The 8,614-nt window shown below is 65.6% G+C and carries 8 protein-coding genes; 5 read left to right on the top strand and 3 right to left on the bottom strand.

The genetic code is table 11. The features are described from left to right. The first annotated feature begins 35 nt into the window (after positions 1-35). The 5 genes from FVW20_RS01835 to FVW20_RS01815 all read left to right on the top strand — a co-directional run bounded on the left by FVW20_RS01835 (position 36) and on the right by FVW20_RS01815 (position 6,308). Positions 36-965, top strand: coding sequence for a TIGR04283 family arsenosugar biosynthesis glycosyltransferase (locus FVW20_RS01835; protein WP_372434959.1), 930 nt, complete (start codon positions 36-38; stop codon positions 963-965). After that, the gene (locus FVW20_RS01830; protein ID WP_196608045.1) at positions 962-1,726 is read left to right on the top strand and encodes a TIGR04282 family arsenosugar biosynthesis glycosyltransferase; all 765 of its coding nucleotides are present in this window, start codon (positions 962-964) and stop codon (positions 1,724-1,726) included. The genes FVW20_RS01835 and FVW20_RS01830 overlap by 4 nt, the downstream gene beginning before the upstream one ends. 44 nt (positions 1,727-1,770) lie before the next feature. Further along, positions 1,771-2,871 carry a lipid A deacylase LpxR family protein gene (locus FVW20_RS01825; protein WP_231038780.1) on the top strand — a complete coding sequence of 367 codons (1,101 nt, stop codon included), beginning with the start codon at positions 1,771-1,773 and terminating at the stop codon, positions 2,869-2,871. Positions 2,872-3,415: 544 nt separating this feature from the next. Next, on the top strand, positions 3,416-4,411 hold the full coding sequence (locus FVW20_RS01820; protein ID WP_196608043.1) for a helix-turn-helix domain-containing protein: 996 nt from the start codon (positions 3,416-3,418) through the stop codon (positions 4,409-4,411). 118 nt (positions 4,412-4,529) lie between these two features. Next, positions 4,530-6,308: a methyl-accepting chemotaxis protein gene (locus tag FVW20_RS01815; RefSeq protein WP_196608042.1), complete on the top strand. Its 1,779-nt coding sequence runs from the start codon at positions 4,530-4,532 to the stop codon at positions 6,306-6,308. Positions 6,309-6,439: 131 nt separating this feature from the next. On the opposite strand, the gene hemC is transcribed toward FVW20_RS01815, so the two are convergent. The 3 genes from hemC to FVW20_RS01800 all read right to left on the bottom strand — a co-directional run bounded on the left by hemC (position 6,440) and on the right by FVW20_RS01800 (position 8,438). Next, positions 6,440-7,393 (bottom strand): hydroxymethylbilane synthase, encoded by a 954-nt coding sequence (hemC, locus tag FVW20_RS01810; protein ID WP_196608041.1) that lies wholly within the window; start codon positions 7,391-7,393, stop codon positions 6,440-6,442. Between the two features lie 43 nt (positions 7,394-7,436). Continuing rightward, positions 7,437-7,673 carry an FmdB family zinc ribbon protein gene (locus FVW20_RS01805; protein ID WP_012611732.1) on the bottom strand — a complete coding sequence of 79 codons (237 nt, stop codon included), beginning with the start codon at positions 7,671-7,673 and terminating at the stop codon, positions 7,437-7,439. Positions 7,674-7,811: 138 nt separating this feature from the next. After that, positions 7,812-8,438, bottom strand: coding sequence for a D-sedoheptulose 7-phosphate isomerase (locus FVW20_RS01800; RefSeq protein WP_196608040.1), 627 nt, complete (start codon positions 8,436-8,438; stop codon positions 7,812-7,814). Positions 8,439-8,614 lie beyond the last annotated feature (176 nt).

Here is an 8,614-nt window from a genome sequence, read left to right as displayed (position 1 = left end):
AGCAGGGGGGGCATGGCGCGGAGCGGAACGAGCCGGTGCCCGTGTTGCTGTCTGTGGTGGTGCCGGTGCTGCACGAGGGGCACCGCATCGCGGAGTTGGCCGGGCACGTGTGCGCGCTGGCGGCGGAACTGCCGCCCGGCGCCGTGGAACTGGTGGTAGCCGACGGGGCCCCGGAAGGCGACACGCTGGCGGCGCTGAAGCTGGCGCTTGGCGAGAAGGCGAGTCTGGCTGCAACCGGTCTGGCCGCAACCGGCTTGGCCCCGGCAGGGCCTCTGGTGTCTGGCGAAGCCGTCAAAGAATTTTCCGGCACGGGGTTGCCCGTGCACGCCGTGGCCGCACCGCGTGGCCGCGCCCGGCAGATGAATGCCGGGGCCGCCGTGGCCCGCGGGGAGGTGCTGCTGTTCCTGCACGCGGATACGCGCCTGCCGGACGGGGCCTTTCCCGCCGTGCTGCGGGCCTTGGGTGTTGGGGGAGGTACGGGGGGTTCCGGAATTTCCGGAATAGCCGGAAGCGGGAGAGCCGGAGAGGTCAAGGCTCGGCACGCCGACGATGGCGTATCCCCAGCCGTCAGCGGCATTCCCGGCGCCGGGGCCTTCACCCTGTCCATCGACGCGCCGGGGACGTGGTTCCGGGTGGTGGAGGCGCTGGCCAACCTGCGCAACCGGCTCACCCGCACGCCGTACGGCGATCAGGCGCAGTTCTTTCGGGCCGGGGTGTTCCGGGCCATGGGCGGCTACCCCGACCTGCCGCTGATGGAAGATGTGGAGATCATGCGCCGCCTGCGTCGTGCCGACCATCGGCTGACCCTGCTGGACCTGCGGGCCGTCACCTCGGCCCGGCGCTGGCGCGACGAGGGGGCCGTGCGCTGCACCCTGCGCAACGTCTGTCTGCGGCTGTTGTACGCGCTGGGGGTTCCGGCGCAGATACTGGCGCGCTGGTACCGCGCCCGCAAAGGAGCATCATGAGCGACACCTGCGTACTCTTTTTCGTCAAGTACCCGGAACCGGGCGCGGTGAAGACGCGCCTTGCCTCCGTCATGGGCGCGGAGGCCGCCGCCGCCATGTACCGCCATTTCGTGCAGGACATGCTGGCCGAACTGGTGCAGGTAAAGGCCGACCTGCGCATCTGTTGCGACACGGGCACCGCGCCCTGCGGCGGGGATGGCACGCCGGGCGGACAGGACGCTTTGGCCGCCTGCAAGGCCTGGCTGGGGCCGCAGCATGCCTACCAGCCCCAGCAGGGCGACGACCTGGGCGAACGCATGCGCACGGCCCTTGCCGATGCCTACGCCGCCGGATACGAACGCGCGGTTGTGCTGGGCAGCGACATACCCGACTTTCCGCACGAACTGGCGCAGAAGGCCCTGGACGACCTGGACCTGCACGACGCGGTCATCGGCCCGGCCTTTGACGGCGGGTATTACCTGATAGGCTTCCGGCGCGACCGCTTTCTGCCCGGCGTGTTCGACGGCATGGAGTGGAGCGGCGCGACGGTGTACGCCGCCACCATGGAACGGCTGGAGGCCGCCCGGCTGGACGTGGTGCGCCTGCCGGAATGGAATGACGTGGATACCATGTGGGATCTCAACGTCCTGTATCGCACCAACCGCAACAGCTCGTTCCGCAGGTCGTCGTCCTACGCCGCCATGCGCGAGCACGATGCGCTGATCCGCCAGTACGACATGGAACTGCCCGTCTGGGCACGGGAAACGGAATCCGGAAAATGAACCCCGCTTCACTTCTCAGGCGCTCGGCATTGTGTGGAGGCCTGTTGGCCCTGCTGCTGTGCGTCCCCCTGTGCCTTCCCACCTGCGCGTTGGCCGCCGAGGCCGCGCCGTTTCCCGACCCGGTTCCCGCCGCGTCTGACGAGATGCCGGCAACAGGTGCCGACGACGAACCGGAAAAACCCCAAAAGGCCAAGGCGTTCAGCACGCTGGTCATCTACTTCGAGAACGACCTGTTCGGCGGCACGGACCAGTACTACACCAATGCGGTACAGGCCCGGTTCGTCTCGCCCGACCTCAAGACCCTGTCCCACGACGAAATGCTGCCCGACGCGCTGGACGAACTCATCGAGCGGTTGCCCTTCGCGGGCGATCCCGACGCCCAGTACAACGTCAGCGTGGCCTTCGGGCAGGCCATCTACACCCCGTCCGATACCCAGGTCAGGGAGTACACCCCCGGCGACAGGCCCTACGCAGGCTTTCTGTACGGGGCCATCGGCCTGCACGCCAAGAAGGGCGACCGCATGGACACCCTGCAGTTCACCGGCGGCATCGTGGGGCCTTCGGCGCGGGGAGAAACGGCCCAGAACGAAGTGCACGAGATGCGCAACATTCCCACGGCCAAGGGGTGGGACAACCAGTTGCACGACGAGCCGGGGCTTATGCTGACCTGGCAGCGCAACTGGCGGTTGAACCCCTCCTCCATCGGGCGCGGGTTCGGCTGGGATGTGCTGCCCCGCGTGGGAGCCACGGCGGGCAACGTGCTGACCCAGGCCAACATGGGGGGCGAGGTGCGCTTTGGCTGGAACCTGCCGGGCGACTTCGAGACCTCGCTGATCCGCCCTGGCGGCGGCATCGAGGCCCCCACCGACGATGCGGACCCCCGCGTGCGCGACAGCTGGGGCTGGTACCTGTTCGCCGGGGCCGACGGACGGGCCGTGGGACGCAACATCTTTCTGGACGGCAATACCTTTCGCGATAGCCACGACGTGGAAAAGAAGTACTTCGTGGCCGACCTGTCCGGCGGGCTTGCGGTGATAATCGAAGGGGTGCGCATCACGTATACCCACGCCTACCGCACCGAGGAGTTCGTGGGGCAGGACCGGGGGCAGCACTTCGGCTCGCTGACCGTTGGGGTTTCCTTCTAGGCACGGGCGGGGGCGTTGAAAAAGGCCACGTTATGGCATGGCATGCAAGGGGGGCGTTCCGCAGGGACGCCCCCCCCTTTTTTTGTCCAACATTCCGGCGTTGCGGGTGCAAAACTGGAATGGGACAGTAAGTGTGTTGTATTTAATGCGCTTGGCGCACTACAAAGATGGTTGTCTACTTCTGTTTAGTGCATTTTGTCTTGCGATATGCATATTCTTGAATTTAATCGCCATGCAGTATGTCAATATGTGTGAGTGACAATAATATGCTTGTTATTATTTTTTGCACTTTTCGTTTAATGTAATTCGATTGGTGTTAAGTTTGCATATTGAATATCGTTTTCTTGAAATGGTTCCGCTGAACTCTGCGTGCTTATTGCGAGCGTTATGTGTTTCTGAAAACGCTGATGGGAAAGATTCCCCCCTCCTTCTCTCGTCATCTGGCGGGGGTGCTGCAGGGGGGCGTTTTTGTCGCGCCATGATTTATAACAGTGATTGCCCACTCCGGGCTGGCTACAATATTATAGACAAAAAAGTAGGCGAGATGGGCAGGTTATTAGGGAAACTCCTCAGAGAGGCACGCCTGGAACGAACCGTTGGCGGCAAACCGCTGTCCATCCGCCAATTGGCCGACCGGCTGGGGGTGCACCATTCCTACCTCAGCCGCATTGAACGGGGCGACGATGTCTGCCTGAAGCCGGAACGGCTGATGCTGCTTGCCGATCTGCTGGGAGTGGACAGGTATTTCATGCTTGCGGTGGCGGGCATCGTGCCCGAAAAGCTGCGCGAAGCCATCTACGATTACCGCGAGGCGTTCACCATGTTCATCCGTTGCGTCGCGCGCGACGAGCCGGACGGGGACAACGATGCTGCCATGGCACTCGTCAATGCCGGGTCCAGGCAGCCGCACTGGAACATTCCTTATGCAGATGGGGCGGACCTGCTGTGCGGCCTGGTGGGCGCCATGTCAGTCGAAGGGTGGATCGTTTCCCGGATGGCCCAGGACCGCATGGCTACACAGTTGTCCACATGCGATCTGCCGTTTTGCGATATCGACCTGCGGCGGGGTGTCGTAACCACCGACGGGGTGCGCAGCCTGCGGGTGTACCTCGGGCCGCGTGGGACGGGTGGAGGCGTTGCCAGTGTCTACCGTTCACGGCGCGTGACGACCGGCAAACTGGGCGTCCTGATTGCCATGTTGCGCCGCGTGCAACATGCCATGGGCGCATGGGTGCGGGTGGTGGATGGCTTCGACATGGTGGCCTTCGATAGCCGCGAGCAGGAGCCGTTGCGCAAGGACGCCCGGGCTGACGCCGGGGACCGTTTTCGGCACGCCCGCAGGTGTGGCGGCACGGCTGGTGCGCAGGACAGCCAAGCGACCTGCATCGTTTTCGAGCGTCTGGCGCGGCGGAGTGCGGGCACGCACGAAAACCGCCTGCAGTACGAGCGCGCCCTCGGCAAGCTGGTCATGTCGGCGCATGCGTTTTTTCCGTGGGATGAGATGGAGGCGTTTTCGTACATCATCGTGCTGCCGCATTGATGTTCATACCTGTCCTTGTACGTTTCCAATCCGGTAGAACCGGATCGAACCTGGGTTGAATTCGGATCGGAAGCGGGCCTTCCCGTGGCCCCATCACCATCAGCAAGTCGGGGTTTTCATGAACAATTTCAGCGTCGGTATCAGGCTGATAGCTGGGTTCGTTTTTGTTTCCCTGCTCACGTTGATCACCGCCGGTTCCGGGTATCTGGCCATCGAAAATGCCAGTGAAAGCCTGCGTCACTCCAACGAGGAAATGCTGCCCGCCGTGGCGCATACCGGCAGCATCGAACTGGCCATGCGCAGTATCGTGGTGGCCCAGCGCACCCTGATGATGGATCGGCTGTCAAGGGCAGACCGTGACCGCCAGCGAGAGGACATCCGTCTTTCGCGCGAGGTCATCGCCAAGTCGCGGGGCGCAATGGACCGCCTGCGCCAATCGCCCGCCGTACACGAACAGTGGTCTGCCTTCGTCACCACGCTGGACGCCGTCCGCACCCTCAATGATGAAGCACTGGCGGCCATTCAGGAGTGGGAAGGTGACATGGCCGATCAGGGGCGCATGGACCGGGCGGCGGAACTGGTCACCGGCAAGGGCGTGCAGGCCAACACACGGCTTGCAGAGGCCGCCGCTGCCGTGCAGGAGGCCGTGCGGGCAGAGGCGCGTGCCGCACGGATCCAGAATGCCACCGAAGCGCGCACTGCAAACAACACCGCCATCGCCCTGGCCGTGGGGGCGCCGTTGCTGTCACTGCTGCTCGGGTTTCTCATTTCGCGGTCCATCACCCGTCCCTTGGGCGGCGCCGTGTCGTTCGCGCAACTGGTGGCGGGCGGCAACCTGAACGCGGACCTTGCCGTTCGCGGACGCGACGAGATCGGCAGGCTGGCGGACGCCCTGCGGGTGATGGTGGACACCCTGAAGGCCAAGATTGCCGAGGCAGAAGACAAGAGCGAGCAGGCTGCCAGCAAGGAGCAGGAAGCCCTGGCCGCCATGCGCGAGGCGGAGGAAGCCCGCAAGCAGGCGGAAAACGCCAAGCGCGAGGGCATGTTGCAGGCCGCGGCGCAGGTAGAAGGCGCGGTGGAGGTGGTGTCGTCGGCCTCGGAGGAACTTTCCGCCCAGATCGAACAGGCCGACCGGGGCGCCGAAGAGCAGGCCAAGCGCGTATCCGAGACGGCCACGGCCATGGAGGAAATGAACGCCAGCGTGCTTGAAGTTGCCCGCAACGCAGGCGACACGGCGGAAGTTTCCGATGCGGCCCGCGCCAAGGCGGCCGATGGCGCGGCGCTGGTGGAACGGGTGGTGGGCACCATTGATGACGTGCGGCGGCAGTCGCTGGACCTCAAGGCCGACATGGAAGACCTGGGCCGCCAGGCGGAATCCATCGGAACGATCATGAACGTGATCAGCGATATTGCCGACCAGACCAACCTGCTGGCGCTGAACGCCGCCATCGAGGCGGCGCGGGCCGGGGATGCCGGGCGCGGGTTTGCCGTGGTGGCCGACGAAGTGCGCAAGCTGGCCGAAAAGACCATGCAGGCCACCGTGCAGGTGGGCGAGGCCATTCGCGGGGTGCAGCAGGGCACCCGCAAGAACATGGAGAACGTGGACCGCTCTGTGCAGGGCATCGAGGAATCCACCCAACTGGTGCGCCAGTCGGGCGAGGCGCTGGGCGAGATCGTGCGGCTGGTGGAAACGGCCAGCGACCAGGTGCGGTCCATTGCGACTGCTTCAGAGCAGCAGTCGTCGGCCAGCGAGGAGATCAACCACGCGGTGGAGCAGATCAGCACCATATCGGGCGAGACGGCGCAGGCCATGCGCGAGTCGGCGCGGGCCGTGTCCGCCCTGGCGGAGCAGGCCCAGGTGCTGAAACGTCTGGTGGATGAGATGAAGACAGCGTAGCCCACGCGCCAGAAGCAGCCGCGCGAATGACAACGGGCCGCCCTTCCGTGCAGGAGGGGCGGCCCGTTGCGTTTGCAATCAAAAGCAGGATGGTGCCGGCAGGCAACGGTCAGTGCAGGGGCGGGGTTGGGCTAGTTCGCCGCAGCTCCGCTGCCGTACACCTCGGCCAGGATTTCCCCGGCGCCGTCGGCCACCAGTTGCGCGGCCAAGTCCAGGCCGATCTGGCGGGCCTGAGCGCCGTCGGGGGCGCTGACGCCGTTCATGGTGCGGCGGATCACCCGCGTCCCGGTCAGGTCGGCCACAAGGCCTTCAAGGGCAAAGGTGCCGTCGCCGGTCATCACGGCGTGCCCGGCAATGGGCACCTGGCAGCCGCCCTGCAACCCGGCCAGAAAGCCGCGTTCGGCCTCCACGCGGATGCGGGTGGGGGTGTGCTCCATGAAGGCCAGCAGTTCGTGCAGGTCGGCTCGGTCGCCCCGGAACTCGATGCCCAGCGCACCCTGACCCACGGCGGGCAGGAAGGCGGGCGGCCCCAGCACTTCGCTCTTGGGCGCGGAAAGGCCAAGGCGCTTCATGCCGGCGGTAGCCATGATGATGGCGTCGAACTGGCCTTCGGAAAGCTTGCGCAGGCGGGTGTCCACGTTGCCGCGCAGGGAGACCACGTTCAGGTCCGGGCGCAGGACCAGCAACTGCGATTGGCGGCGCAGGCTGCTGGTGCCCACGGTGGCCCCGTGGGGCAGGGCGGCCAGCGAATCGTGGTGCACGGACAGGAAGGTGTCGGACGGCTCCTCGCGTTCGGGAATGATGCCCAGCACCAGCCCTTCCGGCAGTTCCATGGGCACGTCCTTCATGCTGTGCACGGCCAGGTCGGCCCGACCGTCCAGCAGCGCCTCTTCGATTTCCTTCACGAACAGGCCCTTGCCGCCCACCTTGGCCAGCGGCACGTCGAGGATGATGTCTCCACGGGTCTTCAGGACCAGCAGTTCCACCGAAACGCCGGGGTGCCGGCCTTCGATGCAGGACTTGACGTGTTCGGCCTGCCACAGGGCCAGCTTGCTGCCACGGGTGGCGATGACGAGTTTCTTCATGTAGTTGCGCGCGGTGAGAGGATGATGTCGTGGGCGTGTCCCGTTAGCTGCATGTGGAGCAGTTGCCGCCCGAACACCCGGAACAGCCGCCACGGCTGGACTTGGGGAAGGTCACGGTCTGCCCCACGCGCGAGGGCGCGGGCATTTTGAAGCAGGCGCAGGACAGCTGCTTTTCGGTACGTGCGGAACCGCAGGCCGGGCAGGGGGGCAGGTCGTCGCCAAAGACGAGTTCCTCGAACTTCTTGCCGCAGGCGGTGCATTCGTATTCATAGATGGGCATGATGCGTGTCTCCTCCAAAGGCGGTGCGAAATGCTTCCCGGTCGTGGCCCATGCGTGCCGCATGGCGTGGTGCCAGGCGTGCGGGGCGTGCGGCGCAGGATGGAAATTCGTTCGGCGTGCGCGGGCCGCAAGGGGCGCCTATTCCGGCGCCTTGCCTTCCAGGTACGGTTGCAGGGCCAGCACGTTCTCGAACAGGAAATGGTCGGTCAACTGGCACAGCAGGTGGCCCACGGTGATGTGGATTTCCTGCACCAGCGGGGTGCGCCGGTCGGAAACATCCAGCAGGTAGTCGCACAGCGGGGCCATTTCACCGCCGCCGCGCCCGGTCATGCCCACGGTGGTCACGCCCTTTTCGCGTGCGGCCTTGAGGGCCAGCACCACGTTGGGGCTGTTGCCCGACGTGGAAATGCCCACCAGCATGTCGCCGGGCTGTCCCAGTGCCTGCACCTGTTTCTGGAAGACCTGCTCGAAGCCGTAGTCGTTGCCTATGGCGGTAAGTATCGAGCTGTCGGTGGTCAAGGCCAGCGCGGGCAGGGGGGGGCGTTCCATCATGAAGCGGTTGACGAATTCGGCGGCCAGGTGCTGGGCGTCGGCGGCGCTGCCGCCGTTGCCGCAGAACATGATCTTGCGGCCGCGGGCAAGGGTGAGGGCCATCTGCAGGGCCAATTCCACCACGCGGTCGGCGTTCTGCTGGAAATAGCGTTCACGAAGCTGTGCGCCTTCGGCGGCGTGCTCGAGCACGATCTGGCGTGCGGTGTCGGTCATGGCGCGGTCAATACCTCTGCGGTGGCCGTGCGGCCAACCCGTGGATGTTGCGGAACCACTCGGCAGTATACCAAATGGCCGGGCGTGACAACCGTGGGGCGTGGCCGGGGCGGCGACTGTGCGGGCGCCCAGCGCGCGGGCGCGGCGGTGTGGGCCGTACAGGCGGGGGGATTCCA

This window comes from Nitratidesulfovibrio oxamicus, from assembly GCF_015731765.1.
GTDB classification, from domain to species: Bacteria; Desulfobacterota; Desulfovibrionia; order Desulfovibrionales; family Desulfovibrionaceae; genus Cupidesulfovibrio; species Cupidesulfovibrio oxamicus.
This window is presented reverse-complemented; position numbering and strand designations above follow the sequence as displayed.